This window comes from Pseudomonas sp. 67(2021), from assembly GCF_017491835.1.
GTDB lineage: Bacteria > Pseudomonadota > Gammaproteobacteria > Pseudomonadales > Pseudomonadaceae > Aquipseudomonas > Aquipseudomonas atacamensis.
The window spans coordinates 14,912-40,403 of record NZ_JAFGYL010000002.1; the positions used below are offsets into that span (position 1 = coordinate 14,912).

The window sequence follows — 25,492 nt, forward strand, 5'->3', positions numbered from 1 at the left end:
ATGATGACCGATGTGCCTGACCCGATGTCCTACCTCGACGGCCGTGATGAGCGCGCACTTGCCGGTGGCGCAAAGGTGATCTGGGGTTGCGCGCTGATGCTCGCCTGCTTCATTGCCTGGGCCGCGTGGTTCGAGATCGTCGAGGTCTCGACCGGCACCGGCAAAGTGGTGCCGAGCTCGCGCGAGCAGGTGATTCAGTCGATGGAGGGCGGCATTCTTGAGCAGCTCAATGTCAGCGAAGGTGCTTTGGTCGAGCGCGGCCAGATCCTCGCGCAACTGGACCCGGTGAAGAACCAGTCCAACGTCGGCGAAAGCGCGGCCAAGTACCGCGCGGCGCTGGCCAGCGTCAACCGCTTGCAGGCCGAAGTCAGCGAAAAGCCGCTGACCTTCGATGCATCGCTGCAGGAATTTCCCGATCTGATCCGCGCCGAAACCGAGCTCTATCAGACCCGGCGCAAAGGTCTGGCGGAAACCCTCGACGGTATTCAGAGCTCGCTGAAACTGGTGCGCAGCGAACTGGCGATCACTGAAAACCTGGCGAAGATCGGCGCCTCGAGTCGGGTTGAAGTGCTGCGACTGACCCGTCAACGCTCGGAGCTGGAATTGAAGGCCACCGAAGCCCGCTCCGATTACATGGTCCGCGCCCGCGAAGACCTGGCCAAGGCCAACGCTGAAGCGCAGATGCTCGAAGCGGTGATCCGTGGGCGCACCGATTCACTGTCGCGCCTGACCCTGCGCTCGCCGGTGCGCGGCATCGTCAAGGACATCGAGGTCAGCACGATTGGCGGCGTCATTGCGCCCAACGGCCAGGTCATGCAGATCGTGCCGCTCGATGAACAACTGCTGATCGAGACGCGCATCTCGCCGCGCGACATCGCCTTCATTCACCCGGGCCAGGCGGCGAAAGTGAAAATTACCGCCTATGACTATTCGATCTACGGCAGCCTCGACGGCGAGGTGGTGACGATCTCGCCGGACACGATTCAGGACGAAGCCAAGCCGGAAATCTTCTACTACCGCGTGTTCATCCGTACCGCTTCGGATGAACTGCGCAACAAGGCCGGCAAACGCTTCGCCATCGTGCCCGGGATGATCGCCACGGTGGACATCCGTACCGGCGAAAAAACCGTGCTCGACTACCTGATCAAACCACTCAACCGCGCCCGCGAAGCGTTGCGCGAACGCTGATCAGCGGCTGGCCAGTTTGGTCGCTGGTGGCGTCGTTGGAGTGATGCTGGCCTGATAGCGCGACCACTCGCGATTGATCTCCGCGTACGGCAAAAAGATGCTTACGCGCGGTTGATCGAGCAAGTCTTTGCGCTTGAGGCGGCTGACGTCGTCACGGGTGAGAAACGCCACGTTGATGCCAACCACTTTGCCATCGGCGGAAAACACCGGCCCGCCGGACATGCCTTTGGCCAGCGCGCCATTGTGGGTGCCGTAAAGCACGTTGCCCTCTTTGAAGTCGAGGCGAACCATGGCCGGCAACGCCTGGCCGGTGCCCTTGACCGACATGTACAGCGAATTGAACCCCACCGAAGTCAGCTCCTCGCCCGGCTTGTAGCCGCGCCACGCCGGCACGCTATTGGCCTTGTGACGGAAAAACTGCACGTCTGCCTGCCCTTGGAAAACCGTGCCCGACAAGTAAGGAATGTGCTTCACCGTCACGGCGAAGTCTTCATTCCATTGCACAGCCGAACCCATCAGCAGGTAAGGCAAAGGCGCGCCGGAGTGGACGACAAAGGCTTGGTCTAAAACAGGATCCTGAACAAAAGCGACTGGCATTCCATTGCACCCGCTGAGCAGCAACGACGCTGCAACAAGTGACTTGAGGGGGCGCATTTTCGGTACATCTTGAAGTGAGGAAAGGTGCTGCAATATGTCATTGCGCCATCACTTCTAGCAATAGGCTCAGCCTACCGCTTGTCGGCATGCGATATAGTGAGTTAATGATTGGATCCAAGCGATTTCCAGGAAATACGCGCAATCAACAGCGAATGAACGCAAATGATCGCGATTGTCTTCAACCAGGTCGAGTGATCCCATGCTGACGAAGCTTGCGGTACAGGGTATTGCGGCTAATCCGAAGACGACGGGCAACTCGCGCGACATGCCAGTGTTCAGCTTCAATCAAGCTGAGCAGAGTTTGCCGTTCGGATACGCCCAGTGGATCGTCAACAGGTTGGTCGTCACTTGCGGGCAGTAACTCGTGCACGTCCTCCAGCGTGACCCGGCCTTCCACTGCCAACGCCACCAACGTCCGCAAACAGGTGCGCAGTTGCCGGACGTTGCCCGGCCAAGGCTGCGCCAGCAAGCGCTCTCGAACTCCCGCTTGCAGCCGCACAGTGGCGCCCGCCGCTTCTTCGCGCAGCAGCAGGTCAAGCAGACGGCCCTTGTCGGAACGCTCGCGCAGCGGCGGCAGTTCCACGGCGAAACCGCCAATGCGATAGAACAGGTCCTCGCGCAGGCGTCCGTCGGCCACGCAGGCTGGCAGATTCTGGTGGCTGGCGCTGATCAGGCGTACATCAAGCGGTCGCGGCGTTGCGCTGCCCAGCGGCACAACCTGGCGCTCTTCGAGCACGCGCAGCAGACGGGTCTGTAGCGCGAGGGGCATGTCGCCGATTTCGTCGAGAAACAGAATGCCGCCATGGGCCTGCTCAAGCTTGCCGACCATGCCGTCCTTGCGCGCGCCGGTGAAGCTGCCGCCGCGATAGCCGAACAGCTCGCTTTCAATCAGCGTCTCGGGGATCGCCGCGCAGTTGATCGCGACAAACGGCTGGCCGGCGCGGGAGCTGGCGCGATGCAGCGCTGCCGCAAAGGCCTCCTTGCCGGTGCCGGTTTCACCTTGCAGAAACACCGGCACGTCACGCTCCAGTACACGGAGTGCGCGGGCGAATCCGCGTTGCAGGCGCGGGTCTTCCAGGCACACGCGCTCATCCTTGATTGGCGGGACAGGCGCAAGGGTCAACGGCGCGGAGCGGATCGGTTCGCGCAACTGGCCGTAGAACAAGCGCCCGTCGGCCAGGCGCATCGGCCAGCAGACGTGCGCCTGAGCACTGGCCTGATCGAGCAACTGCTCCATCGGCGTTTCCAGCAACATGGTCAACGACTGCCCGACCATCTGCTCGCGGCTCAGGCCCAACAGATCCAGCGCCGCCGCATTCACCGAACAGATCCGCGCACTCTCGTCGAAGCTGAGCAGGCCTTCACCCAGCAGCCCGACAAACCCGGCGTCGGGATGAAACCGGAGCAAATAGCGTTGCGGATCGTGGCCGAGGAAAAAACAGCTCTCGATCAACCTGGCCGACAGATTGGTCAGGGCCATGGCCTTGAAGCGTTGCTCAAGGCTGCTTTCCTCGCGCACGGAGGACAGGTTGAGCACGGCGAGCAACTCACCGCTGGCGTCGAATATCGGGCTGGCCGAACAGGTCAGGCCGACGTGCTGGCCACGGAAATGCTCGTCGCGGCGAATGGTCACGTGCTGGCGCTCGACCAGGCAGGTGCCGACACCGTTGGTGCCCTCGTGCTCCTCGCTCCAGACCGAGCCGAGCCACAGCCCGGAGCGCTGGAACTCGCCGCGTTCGGCTTCGTTGAACACGCTGTCGATCGCCACGCCGCGCGCATCGGTGAGCAGCACGACATGGCCGTCACGTCCCAGTTGCTGATGCAGGCTGTTCATCTGCCAATGCGCAACGGAGATGATGTGTTCCAACGGCGCACGGTGTTCGCGCAAACGTGCCTGTTCAAGCACATCCGGCGCGCGGCGGCTGGCCGGATCGAGCTGGTATTGATCCAGGCAGCGCCGCCACGAACGGGTGATCGCCAGGTCTGCCGCCGCGCTGTGGCTGGCAACAGAGCCCTGCACGGCTTGCAGTACCTGGCGCGCGTGGGCGTTGATCGAGGCCGGTTTCATTGTTGTTGTTCTCCGCTTCGGTGAAGACACGGGTGTGTCCGCAGCTTAGATGAAAAGCTCGTTGCGGGGGAATTTCGCGCCGAGTGACACAGTGTCATCCGCGATTCTCGAATTTGTGACATTTCGCCTGCGCCAAGCCTTGTCGGCCTTTGCATCAAACGCTCTGGCCCGCGCCTTTCAATGAGATGGCCCAAGCCTTGCTCTGATGCCATGGCTTACCAAAACAACAAGATCGGGAGTGGCCCCATGAACATCGCTATTGAAACCCCTTTGCAATCGCCAACAGCGCAACTTGCGGCCTGGGTCGAACGCCTCGGCGAACGTCTGGCGCAACGAGATGTGGACGGCACGCTGGAGTTGTTTGCCGAAGAATGCCACTGGCGTGACTTGCTGCTGTTCAGCTGGAACCTCGTCACCCTGGAAGGCAAACCGGCGATTCGCGACATGCTCGAAACACGCCTTGAGCAGACCCGGCCCGAACGCTGGCAACTCGAAGGTGAAGCCACGCTCACCGATGGCGTGCTTGAAGGCTGGATGAGCCTGGAAACCGACACCGCACGTGGCAAAGGCTACGTGCGCCTGAAGGACGGTCTGTGCTGGACTTTGTTGACCACCATGCGCGAGCTCAAGGGTTTCGAAGAACCCAGCGGCCGCCGCCGGCCGATGGGCGCGAGCCACGGCCATGCCCACGCTGACAAGCGCAACTGGCTGGAGCGCCGCCGCGACGAAGAAGCGGCGCTGGGCATTACCACGCAACCGTACTGCCTGATCGTCGGCGGCGGTCAGGGCGGGCTCGGCCTCGGCGCAAGGCTCAAACGCATGGGCGTACCGACGCTGATCATCGACAAAGCCGAACGCCCCGGCGATCAATGGCGCGGCCGCTACAAGTCGCTGTGCCTGCACGACCCGGTCTGGTACGACCACATGCCCTACCTGCCCTTCCCCGACCACTGGCCGGTGTTCACCCCGAAAGACCAGATCGGCGACTGGCTGGAGATGTACACCAAGGTCATGGAACTCAACTACTGGCCGCGCACTGAATGCCTCGGCGCTACGTTTGACGAAGAGACTGGCCGCTGGACCGTGGAGGTCCTGCGCAACGGCGAGCCCGTCACCCTGCAACCGACGCAACTGATCCTCGCCACCGGCATGTCTGGCGTACCGAATGTGCCGGTGTATCCAGGCGCTGAAAACTTTCAGGGCCAGCAACATCACTCCAGCCGTCACCCCGGCGGCGATGCGTGGAAAGGCAAGCGCGCAGTGGTCATCGGCGCGAACAATTCAGCCCACGACATCTGCGCCGATCTGGTGGAAAACGGCGCCGAGGTGACCATGGTGCAACGTTCGAGCACGCACATCGTGCGTTCGGACAGCCTGATGGAACTGGTTTTCGGCGGGCTTTATTCCGAAGAGGCGCTCGAGTCGGGTCTGACTACGGATAAGGCCGACCTGCTGTTCGCCTCGATTCCGTACAAGGTCATGCCACAGTTTCATCGGCCGATCTTCGACGCGATCAAGGAGCGCGACAAGGACTTCTATGAACGCCTGAACCGGGCGGGTTTCATGCTCGATTTCGGCGATGACGAATCGGGTTTGTTCATGAAATACGTACGCCGTGGCTCGGGTTACTACATCGACGTCGGCGCCTCGGAACTGATCGCCAACGGCACGATCAAGCTCAAGAGCGCGCCGGGCCTCGGTGTCGAACGCATCGAAGCGGATGCGGTGGTGCTCACCGATGGCAGCCGCTTGCCGGCCGATCTCATCGTTTATGCGACAGGTTATGGCTCGATGAACGGCTGGGCCGCGAAGCTGATTTCTCAGCAAGTCGCCGACAAGGTCGGACGCTGCTGGGGCCTGGGTTCCGGCACCACCAACGACCCCGGCCCGTATGAAGGTGAACTGCGCAACATGTGGAAGCCGACCCAGCAGCAGAACCTCTGGTTCCACGGCGGCAACCTGCATCAGTCACGGCACTATTCGCTGTATCTGGCGTTGCAGTTGAAGGCCCGTTTCGAAGGCCTCGACACCGATGTCTATCGCCTTGCACAGCGGCATCATCTGGGCTGATTCCTCAAGTGGTCGTTCGTCGGTGCGCAGGCCAAGCGCACCGGCGAACTGGAAAGTGCGTGCTAGGGTGTCTAGCCCAAGCACGTTTCAATCCAGGAAAAATGAGGAGGATTCATGCCACTTCATCCCATTCTGTTCATGGGCGGCTCCGGCGCCATCGGCCACCAGACGGCCCGCGCATTGCGCGCAGCGCATCCCGACGTCCCCTTGCTGATCGGCGGACGCGACCTCGCCAAGGCTCAGCAAACCGCCGAGCAAATCGGCAATGCCCAGGGTGTGGTCATCGATGCTCGCGCAGATGATCTGGGGCTGGGTGATCGCCCGGTCAGCGCCATCGCCTTGTTCTACATGGACCATGCCCTCGCCGGGCTGCGCTTTGCGCAAAAGCGCAAGGTGCCGCACCTGAGCATCTCTTCCGGGGTGTTCGAAATCGCCCCGCAAATCGCCAGTTTCATCCACTCGCCCGACGCGTCTCCCATTGTCCTCGGCTACGAATGGATGGTCGGCGCCACCACCGTGGCAACGCTGCACATCGCCAAGGCATTCGCCCGCGTGCACGACATCCGCATTCATGCGCTGGTCGACGAACAGGACGGCGGCGGCCCGACCGTAGCCGTCGATTTTGAGCACTTGAACAAAATGCTGCCCGCCGCACTGACCCGCCGCGACGGCAAATTCATCTGGCGCGAAGGCGACGACGCCAAGGTCAGCTTCCGCGCCGTCGACGGCACAATCATGCAGGGCGCCGGCTTTTCCTCGATCGACGTCACCGGCCTCGCCGCCGCCACCGACGCCCCAAACGTCGAGTTCAACCTCGCCAGCGGCATCAGCTCGACCCGGCGTCAGGGCCAGCCGATGTCGACGGAAATACTCATTGAACTCGAAGGCACGGATCACGAGGGCCAGCCATTGCGCACACGCCACGCAGTAGTTCACCGATCAGGCGCAGCAGCGTTGACCGGGCTCAGTGTGGCCATGTTGCTGGAGCGACTGGTTGGGCTGGATGGGCAAGCGCCGGTAAGGCCGGGGCTGTATTTTCCCTATCAATTGCTGGAGGCGCAGGTGTTTTTGCAGCGGTTGAGAGAGGACGGTGGGGAGTTGATCGAACTACTTGAGTGAGACGGCGCACAGGTCGCTCGACACTTGAACTGCTCGTTTGAGAGAGTACCGGTCCTGCCCGCCACTGCTCGCAAGGATTGATTGCCATGGATTGCATCCCCACGCTTTACGCCCGCCGCTTGATCCTCACGCCGCTGCAACTGAGCGATGCAGCGGCGGTGCAACAATTGTTTCCGCAATGGGAGGTCGTGCGCTATCTCGACAGCCGCGTTCCGTGGCCGTATCCGGACGACGGCGCGCTTGTTTACGTCCGCGATGTCGCGCTGCCCGCGATGGCTGCCGCAAAGGAATGGCACTGGATGATCCGCACCCGCGTTCAGCCCGAGAGCTGCATCGGCAGTATCAGCCTGTTTGATCAACCGGGTAACCATCGAGGCTTCTGGCTCGCCCCTCAGTTTCAGGGCAACGGCTACATGCGCGAGGCCTGCAAGGTGATCAATGCCTTCTGGTTCGACACCTTGATGCGCCCATTGATGCAGGTGCCCAAGGCCGCCGCCAACCACGCCTCGCGCAAGATCTCAGAAGATGAAGGCATGCGGATGGTTGACACACGGGACGGCCAGTTTGTGGCGGGGCCGATGCCTGTGGAGGTGTGGGAGATCACGCGCAGCGAATGGCTTGCCGAAGAAACAAACCGGTCAATTGATTGTTAGAGCCGATCAAGTGCTCAATCTTGCGTATATGCTGCTGTCTGCAAAATCAGGACAAGTACTCCCCAAACGTTCGAGACAGTAGAAATGATCTCCGATCCAGGAACACCAACGCTTGATCAACTGAAAGTATTTCTGACGGTTGTAGAAGTGGGCAGTTTTGCCGCTGCGGCCAGAAAACTGCATCGCGCGACATCGGTGGTGAGTTACTCCATTTCCAATCTGGAGATGCAGCTCGGGGTTTCACTGTTTGACCGCAAAACCACGCGCAAACCGCAACTGACGGAGGCAGGTCGAACCGTCCTGGCTGAAGCACGCACTATTACCAACGGCGTAAATGGGCTGCGCGCAAAAGTCTCCGGTTTGCTGCATGGGCTTGAAGCAGAAGTTCACCTCGCGCTCGATGTAATGCTCCCTGCCGAGCGAGTAGTCGATGCGTTGAGGACCTTTAGGGAAGAATTTCCCACAGTCACTCTGCACTTGCACATGGAAGCCTTGGGGGCAGTGACCCAACTGGTGATGGAGAAGAAAGCTGGAGTCGGCATCAGCGGTCCGCTGGACATTGGCTTGGACGGCATCGAGCGCATCGGCGTGGGCAGTGTTCAATTGATACCGGTCGCCGCGCCTGCACACCCGCTTGCAACCGAGTGTTCCAAATCCCCTGGCGCTGCCAGAGAGTTTGTTCAATTGGTGCTATCGGATCGTTCAACGCTTACGGGTGACAAGGACTTTGCCGTCGTGAGCACTCGCACTTGGCGACTGGCGGATCTGGGCGCCAAACACATGCTTCTCAAAGAGGGCATCGGATGGGGGAATATGCCGGTGCCCATGGTTCAGTCTGACCTGGACGAAGGACGCCTGGTCGAGCTTGATATGCCCGACTGTAAAGGCGGCACCTATGCCTTCGATGCGATTTATCGAACCGACTCGCCGCCCGGTCCGGCTGGGCAGTGGCTGATCAAGCGGTTCGGCGAACAGCTCTTGCCGACGTAAGCAATTCAGGGAAAAGAGCAAAAATCCGACAGCCTGAGCAAGGCTGCCGGAGAGATGCATGTCAAAAAGCAGGAAAGTTGAATTGTCGAAAGCGACTGACAACAACTGTTTATCCTCTTTTGATCCCCGGAGGCGCCATGACCGCATTTCGAAAATCCGACTTCCCTTTGAGCGAGGTTCGCCAGCATCTGGAAACCGGCCCCATCGTCCTGGTGACCTCCGCCTGGCAAGGTGAAACCAACATAATGACCATGGGTTGGCACATGATGATGCAGTTCTCCCCCGCCCTGTTTGGCTGCTACATCTGGAGTGCAAACCACAGCTACGAGCTGATCCACAACAGCCAGCAGTGCGTCATCAACGTGCCCACCGTCGAATTGGTGGACCAGGTTGTTGCCGTCGGCAACAGCAGCGGTGGCGCCATCGACAAGTTTGCCCAATTTGACCTCACAGCCGCCCCCGCAGAACGGGTAAAGGCCCCGTTGATCAAAGAGTGCTACGCCAATTTCGAGTGCAAGCTGTTCGACTCCAATCTTATCGGCGAGTACGGTCTGTTCGTGTGGGAAGTGGTCAAGGCGCATGTGGCTACGTCGGTGAAACACCCCAAAACCCTGCATTACCGCGGGCAGGGGAAATTTATGGTGGCGGGCGAAACCCTGGATTTGCGCGATCAATTCCGCCCACAGAATCTGTAATACGACACCAATAAAAAAGCCGGAATGTTCATTCCGGCTTATGCGTCAGCGCTCGGGATATAACACCATGCCCGCGTGGTACAGCACGTTATCTCGAAACTCTCCGTCTGCGGTAAAGCCAGTATCGTCCACATACTCGATGTGGTCGCCTTCCAGCCAGTAGCGCCCTTGATAAGCGTTTTTTTGCCGACCGCGGGCCTCGTCATATCGCCCTCCTGGCAGCAACTCATGGCGAATATGACCGTCGGCTGTCACCCACATGCCAACGTACTTGCCCTGATCGCCGGCTGGATTTGCCGTGGCGTTTTCTTGCGCATCAGGGGTTACGCGAATTTCGACATCGGACATTTTAGAACTCCTGTTTTCAGATCAGAGTTTCCTGCCGTTCAGCAGGACTTGAAGCAAGAGTAAAAAGTCGCGGCGCGGTGCCGGTATGCAATTCCTGCGCAGGTTTTGCCCAATGCTCCAGGCGCTCGCAGAAACGGCTAAGCGAAGGACTACGCGAACTTCTGCAAAGGAGAGAAGGCCCGCGCATCTTTCAGCGCCCGTGCCCACCAGGCCAGCTGGATTAACAACTGCGCCATCGAAACCCGTGCTTGCGCAAAGTGCTCCAGTCCGAAGCCTTGTTCGAGACGCTCGGCAATCTCAGCGAACTTCACATAACCACCAACAGGCATGGCCTGCAGCTTCAACAACTCGCATCTAAGCTCGTCGACCTCATCCTCCCCGCCCGTCGTGGTGCCATAACCAACAAATGAACAAGGTCGTCCCCGGAGGTGTTCAGGCCAGCGCGCCATCAAGACTTTCAATCCATGCTGGTAACCAAGGTGACGTGCGGGCACCAAGACGATATAGGCATCTGCTGCCGCTAGAGCTCTCATGCACACTCGACGACCGGGCTGTTCCGAAAAATCGTCTATAAATCTCAGGTCAAACGGCTCTACCACGCTCAACGCAAATTCGCTGCGGTCTTGCACCACGGCGGTAATCCATTGCACCAACGCCGTGTCTACGCCGTTGGACTGGTTGCTGTTATGGATCAGTACTAATTGCAGTGTATGAGTCATTTCAGCCTCCGAGCAGCTATCAACATGGCAATGTTCTACGGTTAGAGAAAACAACGTGACAGCAAGAGCGCGATGGTTGGAAGTGGCCACTTCTTTGCTTTCAAAGTCGGCAACCGTTCCATATCGCGTTGGCAAAATATTAGGCGCGCGAAATGGTAGATAAACAGCCCGTGCCCAGGCACACGATTTATGACGTGAGTTCACATGCGACGACTGGATATCAATTGCTTCGCCGAGATGAGCGTGTTCGTTAAAGTGGTGGAACGCGGAGGTTATTCAGCGGCCGCAAGAGCTTGCGCGATAACCCCCTCTGCCGTGAGCAAGCTCATGACGCGCCTGGAAAGCCGTCTTGGCGCACGTTTGCTGAACAGGTCCACGCGCAAGCAACTGCTGACGCCAGAAGGAATGGCTTTTTACGAACGCAGCGTTGCCATACTGGCCGATCTTGACGAAGCGGAACGCGAAGCATCTGCCAGTTCTGCACCGCAGGGCGTGGTCAGAATCAGCTGTAATGTGGGTATCGGCCGCCAGCTTTTTCTTCCCATCATCAACTTGTTCATGAATCAACATCCTGGGGTCAGCGTCGAACTTTTCCTCACCGATGAGGTGGTCGATCTCATCGAAGCACGTGCGGATATCGCCATACGCACCGGAGCGCTCAAGAACTCCAACCTTGTGGCGAAACGACTCGGGCAATCCAGAGGGCTGATCGTAGGATCTCCTGACTACCTGGCGGCCAAGGGCACTCCGCTGGTGCCTCAAGACCTTGCCGATCACAACTGTCTGGGTTTCACCTTTTCGCCTCCCGCCATGGAGTGGGCCTTGCTCGACGAGAGCGGCGAGCAACGTATGTACCCGGTAAAAGGCAATCTGCGCGTCAGCGATGGCGACGCCTTGCGTGAGTTGACGGTGCTGGGCGCAGGGCTAGCCAAGCTGGGGTTCTGCCAGGTTGCAGATGACCTGGCTGCCGGAAGGTTGGTTTGCGTCCTGCAACCATTCGTGCCTGCAAGCGTCACGGAGATTCATGCGATTTACGTCGGCCAAGGCGGACATCTGCCCGCACGCGTAAGAGCCCTGATGGATTTCCTCGCCGCCCATTTGCATGTTCATTGAACCGCAACGCGGGCAAAGGGCCGTTCCTTCAATGCATAGGCCAGCACAAGAGCCGCGGGCAAAGCAGCGCCCAGTAGGCACAGCCCTTCCCAGCCGACATACCGAATACCGAAACTTGCAACTGCGGAGCCAATAGCGCCGCCAACAAAGTTGATACTGATAAACACCGCGGTAATCCGTGAATTGGCTGCGGGGGCCAGTTTGTAGATGACCGATTGATGGGTGATCTGCAAGCCCATTACGCCAACGTTCAAGGCCATTGCGGCAGCGATAATTATCCAGAGCCCTGTCGCCGCAAAGCTCAGCACTGCCCAGGCCAGTATCATCAACGAGGCCAACCCGAATGCCAGCGCGTGCCGGTAGCCATGATCACAGAGCCGGCCAACCACACCGGGAATCAACGCGCCAGTCACTCCCGTGAGCCCGATCAGTCCGATGCTCGAAGTCGAAAAATCGAACGGCGGTTGCGACAACAGTATTGGTAATCCAGTCCACAACATGCTGAAGCTGACCATTCCCAGCGCACCGTAAAGCGCCCGGCGAGCAAGCGCTGGATACTCGAGGATGAGTTGCCACAACGAGCGCATCAACTGCTCATAACGCACGGGCTGGCCTCGGCGCTCGGGCTCGGTTGGCAAGGTGATTCTGAGCAGCATGAGCAGGATCAGCGCCGCGCACCCGGCGCTGGCGTACACCAAGCGCCACCCTGCCGCGTTGCCGATACCGCCGGAGACCAGCCACGACAGCGGTATCGCGAGCAAGGCCCCGGTCATCACCACGCCGATCACTTGACCGCGCCGATGCTCAGCTGCGATGGACGCTACGTACGGCACAATCAACATGGCAGCGGATGCCGTGACTCCACTGATCAACACTGCGGCGCAGAACAACAAGAAATTCGCGCTGGCCGCAGCCACAAACAGCGCTAGTGCGTTGATGGTAAACATCCGGCTCAGAAGCGCTCTTCTTTCGAGGACGTCACCGAGCGGGACGACCAGCACAATGCCCAGCGTGTAGCCAAGTTGAGCGCAACTCACCAGCAGGCCGGACGTGGCGAGCGGAATATCAAATGTCCCCGTTACCAACGACAGGATCGGCTGCAGATAATAGAGATTAGCGATCATGGACCCCGCTGCGAATGCGCAAAGCCACATGAAAGGTCGGGACGGGGACGACGAATTCATACAAATACTCCTCGGTAAATGCCGTTCAAAATTGGGCGAGTCAACTCACTCGCCCAGTTTTTCCCGCACCGCGTCGTCCCCGTTAACTCACTCCTCTCAGGTGTTTGCCTGATTCTGTAGCGTCCATGCCATCAGTGCGGGCTTCGCCTGTCAGGCCGTCGGGAAGTCCGCGCCACGGGCGGTAGATTCCCATGCGCTGAACTCGCGGCCCATGGCGGCAAGCTTCGCCTGCGCTGCCTCATAGGCTTCATTGCCCAACAGCAGGCGCGCCGGCGGCGCTGCGCAGGTAACCGCGGCGTAGATTGCCGCTGCCGCCCTGGCTGGGTCGCCAGCTTGATTGCCAACAGATTGCTGATATGCGCGCATCGCAGCGCCGGCGGTTGCCTGGTAATCCTCGGCCACCGTTTGCGCGGCGCCCGAAGACCCCGCCCATTGGGTTCTGAAGGCGCTGGGCTGAACGGTCATCACGCCGATACCCAGTGGCGCAACTTCGGCGCGCAGACTTTCCGACAGGCCCTCAACGGCGAACTTCGTCGCGCAGTAGTGGCCGACCGCTTCGAACCCGACCAGACCGCCTACCGATGTGAGGTTGACGATCATGCCGGTGCGCCGCTTGCGCATGCCAGGCAGTACCGCGCGAATCATATGGGCCGTGCCGAAGTAGTTGACCTCGAACATCCGCCGAACAGCCCCATCGTCGCTGTCTTCTACCGATGAGAAATAGCCGACGCCGGCGTTATTGATCAGCACGTCCACACGCCCGAAGCGATGCTCGGCCGCCTGTACGACCTGCATCGCCTGCGCCGGATCGGTCACGTCCAGAGGCAGAATCAAAGCGTCGCCGAGGGCGGCCAGATCCTCGATCTGCTGTGTGTTGCGCGCCGTGACCACCACACGCTCACCCTCATTCAGCAGCGCCGTGGCGATGTGGCGACCGAACCCGGTGGAACAGCCTGTAACCAACCAAACCTTAGTCTCGTTCATTGCAGTACTCCTCTTGATAGCGGCGGTTCAGGATTCGGCTGAACCGCGTTCGAGACCAACGTACCGAATCCGCCCCGCCGCTGTTATCCGATTAGTCCGCGACATTTGCCTGATTCTGCTCACCAACACACGTCGCTAACCACAGAGGAAGGTCCCCTTCGATATCTGCTGCATTTCTATTTTTTCGAACCTGATCATCGAAACTTGTCGGCAATTGCGCAAAGCTGCGCGGTGACATCATCTGCTCCACAACGGCGCTTCATGGTGAAGCGCTGAAATCAGCGGAATCCACGTCATGTCCCACGCAGCCACAATTTCCAGCGTCACTGCTTCAACGTCTTCCAACCTCAACAGCAGCGTTTCCTTGATCGGGCGGATTCTTCTGAGCGCGATCTTCATTCTTTCGGGCCTGTCGAAAATCGCGGCACCGGCCATGATGATTGGCTACATCGGCTCTGTCGGGTTGCCTTTTCCCGCACTGGCGTTGGGCGTAGCGATTGCTGTCGAGGTTCTCGGCGGCGTAGCGTTGATCGCCGGTTATCGCACACGTACCACCGCAGCGCTGTTGGTGATTTTCAGCGTACTGACCGCACTGATTTTCCATAACGCCCTGGCGGACCAGAATCAGTTCATTCACTTCTTCAAGAATATCGCCATGGCCGGTGGGCTCTTGCAGATCGTTTCTTTCGGCGCAGGGCGTTTCAGCCTCGACGCACGTCGCCACTAATCGAATCGCCGGCGCGTCCATTTCTTCCGACGAGCCTTGACCATCACAACGGAGAGAATCATGAAAGCGATCCAAGTCGCGCAGTACGGCCAGGCAGAAGCGCTGGAGCTCAAAGAACTTGCGGATCTGAAACCCAATGACGATCAGGTGTTAATCAATGTTGCCGGTAGTGGGATCAATCCAATCGATTGGAAAATCCTCTCCGGTGCCATGCAGCAATTCATTCCTCTGCCACTGCCCTACACGCCCGGCGTGGAAGTCTCAGGCACAGTCGCCGCGGTGGGCAGGAATGTCAGAGACTTTGTCGTTGGCGACAAGGTGTTCGGGTTTATCGGGATTACCGGCGGATATGCGACCCAGGCCCTCTCAACGCCAGATCGTCTGGCCCACACGCCGACAACCCTGTCGTTGCGAGAGGCCGGCGGCGTGCCGGCGGCAGCGCTGACCGCTTGGCAAGCTCTGCATGAACACGCCGGAATTCAGGCAGGTCAAAAAGTCCTCATTCACGGCGGCTCAGGTGGCGTGGGCAGCTTCGCAATCCAGCTCGCCCGCCTTGCCGGTGCATATGTGATCGCGACCAGCTCTGCGAAGAACCACGACTATCTGCGTTCACTTGGCGCCGATGAGGTGATTGACTACACCACGGCTAAATTCGAAGACAGCGTTGCTGACCTCGATGCGGTCATTGATCTGGTCGGCGGCGAAACTCAGAACCGCTCATGGAGTGTGATCAAGCGCGGGGGCGTTCTGGTTTCCCCCGTAAGCGCACCCTCTGCACAGAAGGCAAGCGAGCACGGTGTGAGTGGCAAAAATTTCGCCACCCGCTCCGATGGCAGCCAATTGGCCGAGATTGCCGCGCTGTTCACATCCGGCAAGCTCAGCCTTGAGGCTCAAGTGGTACCGCTGACAGAAGTTGTCGACGCGGTTAAACAAAGCTGGGCCGGGCACACCCGGGGAAAAATCGTGCTCAATGTCAGCGCTCAGGCCGAATCCTGAACCAGATCGCATACATCGCCGGCAGAAACACCAGCGTGATAATCGTGCCAACAAACGTGCCGCCGATCAGCGTGTACGCCAGCGTGCCCCAGAACACCGAGTGGGTCAGCGGAATGAATGCGAGAATCGCCGCCAGCGCGGTCAACAACACCGGCCGCGCCCGTTGCACTGTCGCTTCAACCACGGCATGGAACGGCGCCAGCCCTTCCTGCTCGTTGTGATGGATCTGCCCGATCAGAATCAGCGTGTTGCGCATCAGAATCCCGGACAGCGCAATCAGCCCGACCAGCGCATTGATGCCGAATGGCTGATTGAAGATCAGCAGCGTCGGCACCACACCGATCAAGCCTAACGGCGAGGTCAGGAAGACCATGATCATCGCCGAGATCGAGCGTACCTGGACGATGATGATGAGCAGCGTCATGGCGATCATGATCGGCAGCAACGGCAGAATCGCTTTGCCGGCCTTGCCGGATTCTTCGATGGCGCCCGCCTGTTCAATCCGGTAGCCGGAAGGCAGGTTTTCGATGATCGGCTGCAACTGCTGGATGATTGCGCCGGAAACGTCCGGTGGCTGCAAACCTTCGGCGATGTCGCCACGGACGGTGATGGTCGGCGTGCGATCGCGGCGGCGCAGGATCGGGTCTTCCATGCGCACTTCGACCTGGCCGATCTGCGACAGCGGGATGCGCTGCCCCGCCGCACCGACCAGGGTGAAGCCTTCGATCTGTGCCGGGTCCAGGCGGATATTGCCCGCCGCACGGCCAACGACCTGCACGGAACGGATGTCCTCGCGCACCGCCGTGATCGGCACGCCGCTGAGCAAAAACTGCAACTGCTGGGCGACCGCGCTGGACGTCAGCCCCACCGCCTGCAAGCGATCCTGATTCAGGTTGAAGTGCAGCGTGGGCGTCAGCGGCCCCCAGTCAGTGTTGACGGTTCTCATCATCGGGCTGTCCTGCATCACTGCCCTGACCTGCTCGGCGATGTCGCGCAGCTTCGCCGGATCAGGCCCCATCACCCGATAGGCCACCGGAAATGGCGAATACGGGCCGAAGACAATTTGCGTCGCCCGAACCCGCGCCTCTGGAGCAAGCCCTTCGGCGACCGCTTCGCGCAAACGCAACTTCAGAGTTTCACGGGCGTTTTGGCTGTCGGTCAGCACAACGATTTTGGCGAACGATGGGTCCGGCAACTCCGGCGCCATCGCCAGGAAAAACCGTGGTGCACCCTGACCGATATAGGCGGTGACGATTTTGGCCTCTTCCTGCTGATGCAGCCAGGCTTCGACCTTGGCCGCCGCGGCGCTGGTCTGCTCGATGGACGTGCCGTAGGGCATCTGCACTTCGATCATCACTTCGGGGCGGTCAGAGGTCGGAAAGAACTGCTTCTTCACCAGCCCCATGCCTGGAATCGCAACGGCAAACAGCGCGACCACCGCACCGGCCACCAGCCATTTGCGCGTGATCACCCACGCCAGAACACGCCGGAAACGGTTATAGCGCGGCGTGTCGTAGATTGCCGCGTGCCCGCCTTCGACTTTCTTGATGTCCGGCAACAGCTTCACGCCCAGGTACGGTGTGAAAGCCACGGCGACGACCCACGACGCAATGAGCGCGATGCCGACAATCCAGAACATGTTGCTGGTGTATTCGCCCGCCGTTGATTGCGCGAATCCGTTGGGCAGAAAGCCAATCGCCGTCACCAGCGTACCGGCCAGCATTGGCGCTGCCGTGTAGCTCCAGGCATAAGCGGAGGCCTTGATGCGGTCGTAGCCCTCCTCCATCTTCACCACCATCATTTCGATAGCGATGATCGCGTCATCGACCAGCAGCCCGAGCGCCAGAATCAGCGAGCCGAGGGTGATCCGGTCAAAGTTCTTGCCGGTGGCCGCCATCACCACAAACACGATCGCCAGGGTCAAGGGCACCGCCGCTGCGACCACCACGCCGACACGCCAGCCCATGCTGAGAAAGCACACCAGCATGACCACCAGCAGCGCGACAAAGAACTTGACCATGAACTCGCCAACGGCCGAGTCGATATTCACTGCCTGATCGGTGACTTTCGACAGCGTCATGCCCAAGGGCATTTCTTCGTTGATCCTGACTGTCTCGGCATCCAGCGCCTTGCCCAGATCGAGACCGTTCCAGCCCTCGCGCATGATCACGCCGAGCAATAACGCTTCTTCGCCGTTGTTGCGCACCAGGAAGGTTGCCGGGTCTTCGTAGCCGCGCTCGACCGTGGCCACGTCAGACAGCTTGAGTGTTCGGCCCTGAGCGACAACAGGCGTGTTACGGATTTTCTGCAACGTGTCGAACGCACCATCGACGCGCAAAAACACCTCTGGCCCTTTGGTTTCGACCGACCCGGCGGGCGTCAATACGTTCTGATTGTTCAGCGCGGCGAAGAGGTCCTGCGGCGACAAGCCCAGCGTCGCCAGCCGATCATGGGAAAACGAAACGAATATCCGCTCGGCCTGCTCGCCGATGATGTTGACCTTTTTCACCCCCGGCACGTGCAACAGGCGCTGGCGTAACGTCTCCGCATCGCGTACCAGCAAGCGCTGCGGCTCGCCCTTGGCTTTCAAGGCGAACAGCGCGAAGGTCACGTCGGAGAACTCGTCGTTGACCATCGGCCCGATGACACCGGTGGGCAGCCTGATCGCTTCATCATCGAGCTTCTTGCGCGCCTGGTAGAACTCTTCCTGCACCTGCGATGGCGGTGTGCTGTCGAGCAACGAAACCATGGTGAATGCCAGTCCCGGACGCGTGTAGGTTTCCGAGCGGTCGTACCACTTCAGTTCCTGCAAGCGTTTTTCGAGGGGTTCGGCAACCTGATCCTGCATCTCCTGCGCGGTCGCTCCCGGCCACGCGGTGATGACGGTCAGCTGCTTGACCGTGAACGGAGGATCTTCCGCCCGGCCCAATTTGAAGAACGACAGGACGCCGGCAACGGCGATCAGAAAAATCAAAAACACCGTGATCGCACGTTGGCGCACGGCGATAGCAGAAAGGTTGAACCGGCCCTCGCTCATGGACGACTCCCGGCAACCTGGCCATCGTCGCGGGCAAGCAAGCGCACTTCTTCGCCATCGCGCAGCAGATGCGCGCCCAGCGCGACAATCGGTTCACCGACGTTGAGCTGGCCAGCGACACGGGCCGTGTCATCGCTCAAACCCAGGACCTCGACCGGGCGCCAGCTCACTGTCGCCGGTGTGCCGGCGATGACCCACACGCCGGGGCCTTTGCCCGGGTCGTAGATCGCCGCGACGGGCACCTTGAGCGCCTGATCTGGCGAAGAACCCTGAGCAATTTCGACGGTGACCGTCGAGCCGATTGGCGCATTGGCCAAACTGCCTTCGAGCACATAGCGCGCCTCAAACGTACGAGTGGTACTGTCGGCCGAATCGGAAAGCAGACGGAGTTTTGCGCTGACGGCAGCCGACGTATCGCCATACAGTTTTGCCTGAGCGGTTGAGCCCGGCGCGGGGCGCAAGGTCTCGGGCAGATGGACGATGGCCTCCCGCTGACCGGCCCGCGCCAGTCGCACCACCGGTTGTCCCGGGCTGACGACTTGCCCCGGCTCGGCGAGGGTTTCCACCACCACGCCATCAGCGTCCGCCAGCAAAACCGCGTAGCCCGAGGCGTTGCGCGCGACGTCCGCTTGCGCCACAGCAGCATTGAGCTGCGCCCTGGCGGTGTCGGCTGCGGCTTTGAACTGATCGTAGGCCGATGCCGAAATAGCGCCGGCGGCGACGAGTTTGCGATTGCGCGCTTCGTCACCGGCAGTCTGTATGGCTCGGGCGCGAGCGGCGCTCACCGCTTCTTGCTGGGCTCGCGCCTGCAGGCCGAGGTCGATGGGGTCGAGGCGCATCAGTGGCTGGCCGCGCTTGACCGTCTGACCGGTATCAACCAGACGCTCGAGCACCTTGCCCGAAACGCGAAAGCCCAGATCGCCCTGGGTGCGCGCAGCGACGACGCCGGTGAATGATCGAGACCCATTTTCTGCCGGTTGCACCGTTGCCGATCTGACAATCGGCGCCAGGGTGCGTGGATCTTTTGAGCTGGAGGAATCCCCGCACGCCGTCAGGGCCAAGGGCAACAAACATACCGCGAGGGGGAAAGGTCGGAGCCGGCGCATGGAATTCCTTTACTGAAAATAGGATGATCATCATATTCTCAGTCTTGTGACCGATATCGTCAACAGTCACAAAGTCACCGGCCCGATGTTCAGCGCTGAATCAGAAGCGATAGCTGACAGAAGTACCGAGCCCGCTGGCGCTATTCTTGTATTTCGCGCTGTACGAACCCTTGCCCGCCGAGGTGTCGTTGATCTCGACGCTCTCTTCCCAGAGATACGAATAGGCGACGTCGATGGTGACATTCTCCGCTGGAGTCCAACCGGCACCAAGGCTGAACACTTTGCGATCACCCGTGGGAATACGCGGCCCGCGATTGGTGTTGTTCGCCGGAGACTGATCAACCGAGAACCCGGTACGCAGCACCCATTGGTTGTTCAACCGGTACGCCGCGCCGATGGCGTGAGCCCAGGTGTCGTGCCAGTTCTGCTCCTCGCTGATCGTGCCCAACTGGCCGGCTAGCAATGGCGGCAATCCACTGTTTTCGATGGTCAGCTCTTTGAAGCGACTCCAGCGCGTCCAGGTGCTGCCGGCATACAGCGTCCAGTCGTTGTTCAGTTGATGGGTGACCGAGAAGTCCACCGACTCCGGGGTGTCGACGTCCAGCGAGGCGTCATAGCTGCGACCGCTGACCCCAAGCACGTTGAAGATGCCATCGCTGAGTTTGCTTTTCGCGTCGAGGTGGTAACTGACTTTTGAGTGATAGGTCAGGCCCAGGCGGGTCTGCTCGGTGGCCTGGACCATGACCCCGGCGTTAAAGCCCAGCGCGGTGTCGTCGCCGGTGCTTTTGACTTTGCCGTCGTTGCGCCCGGGGCTCAGCGGATTGGCGACCATCCCTGACAGCTCGCCGCTGATGCGGTTGATGGTCGGGCCGAAGCCGATAGACACCTTGTCGTTGAAGGCATAGCTGATGGTCGGCTGGAACGTCAGCGTGGTGACTTCGCTTTTGTTGGCGTAGTAACGGCCGGCGAAACCGCTGCCGTAGTCGGTGATCAGACCAAACGGTACGTAGAACCCCACGCCGAACGCCCAATGCTCGTCGATCGGTTTGACGTAATAGCCCATCGGTACCGTGGTGGTCGGCACCATGTCGCCGTCTTCCTTGCCGCCGAACGTGCTGCGGGTCTGGCTGATATCGGACTTCGCAAACAGCGTCGCCTGCCCGACGCTGGCCTGCTCGCGCTTGAGCCGCGCCATGCCTGCCGGGTTGCCGAAAACGGTGCTGGCGTCTTCCGCCGAAGAAGAGCGACCGGCAAAACCCGATCCCATGCCGCTGACGCTTTGCTCATTGAGCGCGAAACCGCCGGCCAGAACATTTGAGGACGCAAGAACGACAGCCAGCCCCACCGGGTGCTTGAGCATTGTTTTTTTCATTGTGTGGACTCTATGGGTGACTCGGAATTGGAATACCTGAACTGCGGCGGCCATGTTATCCGAGTGACCATATCAGTCAATAGTCACGACTTGGGCAATTCATCGTCTGCCCTGTACAGGCGAGGCGATATAAGAGTGAGACTGATCCGAGTATTCGGATCAGCAGAGGGTCAAGGCATCAAGCTGCGCAAGATGAGGTTCGAAGTCAGCGTGGGCGCCACTTCGATGAAATCGAGGTTGTGTTGCAGCATCAGTGGATTGACGAAGGGCCGCAGCGCCAAGTGGATCGACTCGACCGTCTCGTCCAGCGGCGTCCTGCGCTCGAACTCACCGGCCTCGCGCCCTTCGCGGACAATGTCGGTGATAAAGCGCTTGATCTGCGCATCGTAACGCTGCGCACTCGGCCAGTTCTCCCCAGCGGCGAATGCGGCAATGTCGTAGAGCTTGCGGTCGTTGAAGAACAGGTTCACGCCCGTAGCGATCACAGTTTTCACCAACCGGCGGAAACGCTCGGTGGGCGTCAGGTCTTCTTCGTTGATCGCTTGCTCGACCGCCGCAACGATCTGCCCTAGACAATTCGCGCAGATGGCTTCGCCAATCGCCTGTTTGGAATCGAAGAATTTGTAGATGTACGCCTTGGAGAAACCGATGGCCTTGGCCAGATCGGACACCGTGGTCTTGGCGTAGCCGTACTGGCTGAAATGCTCGTTGGCCGCCGCGACAATCTGATCACGAATGTCGTGATCGACGGGACCACGCGGGCCGGGGAAGGATGGGAAAACTGAGGACTGATTCATGTCGGCAGCTTACTCACCCGCCCGCCGACTGACAACGTGTTGCACATCCTGAATATCACCACCCATCCACTGTGGGAGCGAGCCTGCTCGCGAATACGCCCGCCCAAACAACACCAATTTCCCAAGCTGCTGCACTACCCGGCCTTACTGATCGCAGAAAAATTGATACGAGAACAGCCATGCAGCAACATCCCGACAATGATCAACGCCCCCGCGCGCAACCATGTCTCCCACCCCTGCTGACTGAGCAGCACCAGACACGACACGATCGCAAGCACCGGAACGAAGGTCGGCACGCGAAAGTGGTCCTCCTCTACCCTGTCACGACGAAGAACCAGCACCGCCACATTGGTACTCAGAAAAACGAACAGCAACAGCAACACCACCGTCTCTGCCAGCGTGGCCAGCGTGCCTGTGAGTGTCAGGGCAATAGCGACCAAGGTCGTTGCGACAATGGCAGCCCACGGAGTTTTTCGCTGAGGCAGCACCGCACCCAAAACACCCGGCAACAGCCCCAGGTTAGCCATGCCATAAGTCAATCGGCTGGCCATGATCATGGTTAACAACGCACCGTTGGCCACAGCGATCAGCGCAATAAAAGAGAACAGCGCCGGCGGGATTGCGAGGGTCGATGCGCGGACAACTTCGAGCAAAGGCGCCGACGTTGCCACCAACTTCTCGGTAGGCAACACCGAAGAAGCCGCCACGCCCACCGCCATGTAAACCACGCCAGCCGTAAGCAAAGCGGCGAACAAGGCGCGCGGATAAACCTTGCGCACGTCCTTGATTTCCTCGGCCAGATTGGCCGAAGTTTCGAACCCGACGAAGGAATAGAACGCCAACAATGCCGCCCCCAGCACCGCCAGCACGGGACTGACGCCCGGTTTGAACGTGAGCGTCCGCCCCAGATCCGCCTCGCCTGTGCGGAAATACCAGACCGCAGCCACGATCACCAGAATCAACCCGGACAGCTCAATCACAGTCATCACCAGGTTTGCCCCAAGCGACTCCTTGATCCCCCGCGCGTTGAGCAGGCCGATAGCCAGGAGAAACACCAGGGCGGCAATCTGCGGCGATACGTCAACGAAGGCGTTGAGATAATCACCGGCAAACGCCAGCGACAAACCCGCAGCGCTGGTGACCGCAGCCGCCAGCATGCAGAAACCGACGAGGAAGGAAATGAGCGGCGACTTGAACGCCTTTTCCGCGAACACCGAAGCCGCGCCGGCGTGGGGATATTTGGTCACCAGCTCCGCGTAGGAACCTGCCGTCAACATGGCGAAGAACAATGCGATCAGCAGCGGCACCCAAATCGCGCCGCCCACCTCCCCGGCAATGGTTCCGGCGAGGGCGTAAACACCCGCGCCGAGTACATCGCCGAGAATAAACAGAAACAGCATCGGGAAAGTGATTGCCCGGCGCAGAGCAGGTTTATGAGTGGGAGCCGTCACGGTCATTCCTTGGTTCGGGTGTGGAGGAGCTGGAGGGTTGTCACCTCAAACAATGGAAAATGGTGAGCAAAGCAAAGTTCCAAATCTATGACGGCCCGATTGGCACGGCGCTATAAACATTGCCCACTCGACACCTGTGGGAGCGAGCCTGCTCGCGAAGACTCCAGCCCGTTCAACACAAAACCTCAGCCAAAACCATTTCCCTAAACACCTCGTTTAAAACCGATATCAAGACTATTCCAGCAAGCTACAACGCCTTGCGCCATTGCCTACGACTACGCCAGAATCCGCCGGCTTGTGCGCCTCGGGCCGGGGCTCTATCGTTGGCCGGTCACTGAAAAACAGTGATCGGGTTTGGTAGCCCGCTTTCCACATGGCGCATAACGTCATCCTATGCAGATGCTTTCGCATCGGTTTTATGGTGGCCATGCGCAGGGCGTTTTCGAGCGCGCCGGTTTTTCCATGTGGGCCGGTCTACCAACCTTCGTATGGCCACCACCCTTCGTTTGGTAGCGAGAGTGATGGCTCCCTTGGTCACATATGGAGCTTCACCATGTTCAAAGTCACGCCAAACCCGCCACAGTCAGACGCAACCTCCCCCTACGAATCCCTCGACTCAAAAAAACTCCACAAAGCCGCCGACCGCGCCCTCGACCACTACCTCAAACCCACCGACACCCTCAAAACCACGCCCTACCAAACCAGCAGCATGTTCCTCGCCAACCCGAAAATCGCCACCGAAGAACTGCTGGTCAACGCCAGCGAATCACTAGGCTCCGCCTCGGTAATGCTGAGTGATGTGATCGGGATGGTTGAAGGATCTGCTCGCAAGACACTGCAAGGTATCGCGCAGGTCGTCATGCTCGGCGAACTGGCGGTCAATCAAGCGTTGGATAACGTCGTGCCGGTCGAGTAATCCTGCGGATGCAGGCGTTCGCTAACTGCCTCGCCCTCATCGCGCGCTCCTCGATAGCCCAGCCTTGCGCTGGGCTTTTTGCGCGTCAGTGGCAGTGGTAGTCGTTGGTTTTATGGTTGCGATGGCAACCCTTTGCATCAGTGCCACCGCTGTGCGCAAAGGGTCTTATGCGCTCAGGCCAATCCAGCCATGGAAGCCGACATACAGGCCAACGCCAATGATCAGCACGCTGGACAGGTAAGGAGCGCGGCGCGCCACGGTTCCCAGCCACGGCCAGCGATTGGAGGCCTGTCTGGCACCAATGGCCGCAGCGGCACCGACAGTGACCAGAGTCAGCGCCAGGCCGATACTGAAACACAGGACGAGCATGCCGCCGAGCGCGATCTCTTTGACTTGCAGGCACAGCAACAGGACAGTGATGGCAGCCGGACAGGGAATCAGGCCGCCAGTCAGTCCGAACATGACGATCTGACCCGTGGTCACTTCGCGGTTGCTGAAGCGTTTACGGATGTCGTTGGCATGAGCACGTTCGTGCGCATCCTGATAGCCATCAATCGACAGCTCCAGGCCTTCCAATTCGGAATGCGCATGCCCGTGACCATGCTCCTGGAATGTCAGGTCGTAATGATGCGAATGCCCGGCATGTCCAAGGCTCAACCGAGCGCTGAACTCGTGCGGCTCCGGAATATCCACCGTCGACTGCAGAAAGCCTTCACGCTCGACGAAAGCGAACGATTGGCTGCTGCCGTCCGGACGCGTCGTGGTCAGGCGAACATCCGAGGCTGCCCAGGCGTGTCCGCTCAGGGTCTTCAGGCGCCAGTGCGGTGGCATGCCTTCCTCGAAGATCGACAGTTCAACACGGCCATGGCCGGTATCTATTCGGTGCGTTTCATCATGATGACCATGGTCGTGTTCGCCGTGATAGTGATCATCGCTTTGCTCGAACTTGAACATCTGCTCACCGCGCCAGGTACGCCACAGCATCCACAGGGCGATCGCGATGATCAGTGCAGCAGACGCAAGCTGGAAATACGGCTCAGTGGTTTCAGCGTCCAGACCTTTGCCCAGGTACATGCCGCCGATGGCGACCAGCCACACCACGGCGGTGTGCGAAAGCGTTGCGGCCAACCCCAACAAAACAGCCTGTTTGACCGAGCCACGGATGGCCACGATGAAGGCCGCCATCATGGTTTTCGAATGACCTGGTTCAAGCCCATGCAAGGCACCGAGCAGAATCGCGCTCGGGAAATACAGCCAGGCGTGAGCCCCGCCTTGCTGCAACAGTTCAGCGAAATCGGGCAT

Annotated in this window: 23 protein-coding genes; 10 read left to right on the plus strand and 13 right to left on the minus strand. The window is 59.9% G+C overall.

Features of this window, described 5'->3' with window-relative positions; genetic code table 11:
* The first annotated feature begins 3 nt into the window (after positions 1–3).
* A complete protein-coding gene (locus tag J5M66_RS03610; RefSeq protein ID WP_038862077.1) occupies positions 4–1,188 on the plus strand; it encodes an HlyD family type I secretion periplasmic adaptor subunit in 1,185 nt (394 codons plus the stop codon).
* On the opposite strand, the gene J5M66_RS03615 is transcribed toward J5M66_RS03610, so the two are convergent.
* Both J5M66_RS03615 and J5M66_RS03620 read right to left on the minus strand, forming a co-directional pair.
* Positions 1,189–1,785 carry a trypsin-like peptidase domain-containing protein gene (locus tag J5M66_RS03615; RefSeq protein WP_207807213.1) on the minus strand — a complete coding sequence of 199 codons (597 nt, stop codon included), beginning with the start codon at positions 1,783–1,785 and terminating at the stop codon, positions 1,189–1,191. It lies immediately after the preceding gene.
* 238 nt (positions 1,786–2,023) lie between these two features.
* Positions 2,024–3,913 (minus strand): sigma-54-dependent Fis family transcriptional regulator, encoded by a 1,890-nt coding sequence (locus tag J5M66_RS03620; protein WP_207807214.1) that lies wholly within the window; start codon positions 3,911–3,913, stop codon positions 2,024–2,026.
* Positions 3,914–4,159: 246 nt separating this feature from the next.
* Here J5M66_RS03620 and J5M66_RS03625 point away from each other — a divergent pair, with 246 nt between their 5' ends.
* The 5 genes from J5M66_RS03625 (at position 4,160) to J5M66_RS03645 (ending at position 9,440) form a co-directional block, all read left to right on the plus strand.
* Positions 4,160–5,983 (plus strand): NAD(P)/FAD-dependent oxidoreductase, encoded by a 1,824-nt coding sequence (locus J5M66_RS03625; RefSeq protein WP_207807215.1) that lies wholly within the window; start codon positions 4,160–4,162, stop codon positions 5,981–5,983.
* A gap of 114 nt (positions 5,984–6,097) precedes the next feature.
* Positions 6,098–7,102 carry an NAD(P)-dependent oxidoreductase gene (locus J5M66_RS03630; protein WP_207807216.1) on the plus strand — a complete coding sequence of 335 codons (1,005 nt, stop codon included), beginning with the start codon at positions 6,098–6,100 and terminating at the stop codon, positions 7,100–7,102.
* A gap of 86 nt (positions 7,103–7,188) precedes the next feature.
* Positions 7,189–7,755, plus strand: coding sequence for a GNAT family N-acetyltransferase (locus J5M66_RS03635; RefSeq protein ID WP_207807217.1), 567 nt, complete (start codon positions 7,189–7,191; stop codon positions 7,753–7,755).
* Between the two features lie 84 nt (positions 7,756–7,839).
* The gene (locus J5M66_RS03640) at positions 7,840–8,745 is read left to right on the plus strand and encodes a LysR family transcriptional regulator (RefSeq protein WP_024012654.1); all 906 of its coding nucleotides are present in this window, start codon (positions 7,840–7,842) and stop codon (positions 8,743–8,745) included.
* A 137-nt stretch (positions 8,746–8,882) separates the two neighbouring features.
* Positions 8,883–9,440: a flavin reductase family protein gene (locus tag J5M66_RS03645; protein ID WP_207807218.1), complete on the plus strand. Its 558-nt coding sequence runs from the start codon at positions 8,883–8,885 to the stop codon at positions 9,438–9,440.
* A gap of 45 nt (positions 9,441–9,485) precedes the next feature.
* Here J5M66_RS03645 and J5M66_RS03650 read toward each other — a convergent pair whose 3' ends face one another.
* Both J5M66_RS03650 and J5M66_RS03655 read right to left on the minus strand, forming a co-directional pair.
* A complete protein-coding gene (locus tag J5M66_RS03650; RefSeq protein ID WP_122708345.1) occupies positions 9,486–9,701 on the minus strand; it encodes an Atu4866 domain-containing protein in 216 nt (71 codons plus the stop codon).
* A gap of 236 nt (positions 9,702–9,937) precedes the next feature.
* Positions 9,938–10,507 (minus strand): NAD(P)H-dependent oxidoreductase, encoded by a 570-nt coding sequence (locus J5M66_RS03655; protein ID WP_207807219.1) that lies wholly within the window; start codon positions 10,505–10,507, stop codon positions 9,938–9,940.
* Between the two features lie 204 nt (positions 10,508–10,711).
* Here J5M66_RS03655 and J5M66_RS03660 point away from each other — a divergent pair, with 204 nt between their 5' ends.
* Complete coding sequence (locus tag J5M66_RS03660) at positions 10,712–11,620, plus strand: LysR family transcriptional regulator (protein WP_207807220.1); 909 nt, start codon at positions 10,712–10,714, stop codon at positions 11,618–11,620.
* Here the strand turns inward: J5M66_RS03660 and J5M66_RS03665 are convergent.
* Positions 11,614–12,804, minus strand: a complete 1,191-nt coding sequence (locus J5M66_RS03665; protein WP_306663720.1) for an MFS transporter — start codon at positions 12,802–12,804, stop codon at positions 11,614–11,616. The genes J5M66_RS03660 and J5M66_RS03665 overlap by 7 nt on opposite strands.
* A gap of 150 nt (positions 12,805–12,954) precedes the next feature.
* Positions 12,955–13,788, minus strand: coding sequence for an oxidoreductase (locus tag J5M66_RS03670; RefSeq protein WP_136493557.1), 834 nt, complete (start codon positions 13,786–13,788; stop codon positions 12,955–12,957).
* 295 nt (positions 13,789–14,083) lie between these two features.
* Here J5M66_RS03670 and J5M66_RS03675 point away from each other — a divergent pair, with 295 nt between their 5' ends.
* Positions 14,084–14,515, plus strand: coding sequence for a DoxX family protein (locus tag J5M66_RS03675; protein ID WP_016774387.1), 432 nt, complete (start codon positions 14,084–14,086; stop codon positions 14,513–14,515).
* A gap of 60 nt (positions 14,516–14,575) precedes the next feature.
* The gene (locus J5M66_RS03680; protein ID WP_207807222.1) at positions 14,576–15,511 is read left to right on the plus strand and encodes an NADP-dependent oxidoreductase; all 936 of its coding nucleotides are present in this window, start codon (positions 14,576–14,578) and stop codon (positions 15,509–15,511) included.
* On the opposite strand, the gene J5M66_RS03685 is transcribed toward J5M66_RS03680, so the two are convergent.
* From J5M66_RS03685 to J5M66_RS03705, 5 genes are all read right to left on the minus strand, one after another.
* A complete protein-coding gene (locus J5M66_RS03685; protein WP_207807223.1) occupies positions 15,489–18,548 on the minus strand; it encodes an efflux RND transporter permease subunit in 3,060 nt (1,019 codons plus the stop codon). The genes J5M66_RS03680 and J5M66_RS03685 overlap by 23 nt on opposite strands.
* Complete coding sequence (locus J5M66_RS03690) at positions 18,545–19,654, minus strand: efflux RND transporter periplasmic adaptor subunit (protein WP_207807224.1); 1,110 nt, start codon at positions 19,652–19,654, stop codon at positions 18,545–18,547. The genes J5M66_RS03685 and J5M66_RS03690 overlap by 4 nt, the downstream gene beginning before the upstream one ends.
* A 100-nt stretch (positions 19,655–19,754) precedes the next feature.
* Positions 19,755–21,026 (minus strand): outer membrane protein transport protein, encoded by a 1,272-nt coding sequence (locus J5M66_RS03695; protein WP_123442698.1) that lies wholly within the window; start codon positions 21,024–21,026, stop codon positions 19,755–19,757.
* Between the two features lie 170 nt (positions 21,027–21,196).
* Positions 21,197–21,823: a TetR/AcrR family transcriptional regulator gene (locus J5M66_RS03700; protein ID WP_207807225.1), complete on the minus strand. Its 627-nt coding sequence runs from the start codon at positions 21,821–21,823 to the stop codon at positions 21,197–21,199.
* 134 nt (positions 21,824–21,957) lie between these two features.
* A complete protein-coding gene (locus tag J5M66_RS03705) occupies positions 21,958–23,280 on the minus strand; it encodes an APC family permease (RefSeq protein WP_243432889.1) in 1,323 nt (440 codons plus the stop codon).
* A gap of 547 nt (positions 23,281–23,827) precedes the next feature.
* On the opposite strand from J5M66_RS03705, the gene J5M66_RS03710 reads away from it, so the two are divergent.
* Positions 23,828–24,190 (plus strand): hypothetical protein, encoded by a 363-nt coding sequence (locus J5M66_RS03710; RefSeq protein WP_130899684.1) that lies wholly within the window; start codon positions 23,828–23,830, stop codon positions 24,188–24,190.
* 85 nt (positions 24,191–24,275) lie between these two features.
* Here the strand turns inward: J5M66_RS03710 and J5M66_RS03715 are convergent, their stop codons facing one another.
* Together J5M66_RS03715 and J5M66_RS03720 are read right to left on the minus strand one after the other, a co-directional pair.
* The gene (locus J5M66_RS03715) at positions 24,276–24,377 is read right to left on the minus strand and encodes a YHYH domain-containing protein (protein WP_125916459.1); all 102 of its coding nucleotides are present in this window, start codon (positions 24,375–24,377) and stop codon (positions 24,276–24,278) included.
* The gene (locus tag J5M66_RS03720; protein WP_207807226.1) at positions 24,356–25,492 is read right to left on the minus strand and encodes a nickel/cobalt efflux transporter; all 1,137 of its coding nucleotides are present in this window, start codon (positions 25,490–25,492) and stop codon (positions 24,356–24,358) included. Before J5M66_RS03720 ends, J5M66_RS03715 begins: the two co-directional genes overlap by 22 nt.